This is a genomic window from Silvania confinis (assembly GCF_025564085.1).
GTDB classification, from domain to species: Bacteria; Pseudomonadota; Gammaproteobacteria; order Enterobacterales; family Enterobacteriaceae; genus Enterobacter; species Enterobacter confinis.
In genome coordinates, this window is the sequence record NZ_JAMGZJ010000005.1 from 1 (window position 1) to 255 (window position 255).

Genomic DNA, 255 nt, shown 5'->3' on the forward strand with positions numbered 1-255 from the left:
GAAGACCGGAAGCGCCATCTTCAGCCCAGCGGCGAAGCCACTTATAGGCGGTGGCAGGTGAAATGCCGTAGTGACGGCACAGTGCGCGGATGTTCGCCCCGTCCTGCGAGGCGAACATCACAAACTCAGTACGTAATGACATGGTATCTCTCGCATCCCACGGCATAAGCGACTCCATATACGGGTTCTTATGCCTTAGTTGTAAGTGTCTACCATGTCCCCGAACAAGCGTTCACTATGTCCCCAGTCTGTACA

1 protein-coding gene is annotated in these 255 nt (G+C 54.5%); it reads right to left on the reverse strand.

Annotation, left to right across the window (positions count from 1 at the left end; all coding sequences use genetic code 11):
• A partial coding sequence (locus M8013_RS23670; protein WP_472925653.1) for a helix-turn-helix domain-containing protein occupies nucleotides 1-166 on the reverse strand: 166 nt, incomplete at its 3' end.
• Between the last annotated feature and the right edge of the window lie 89 nt (nucleotides 167-255).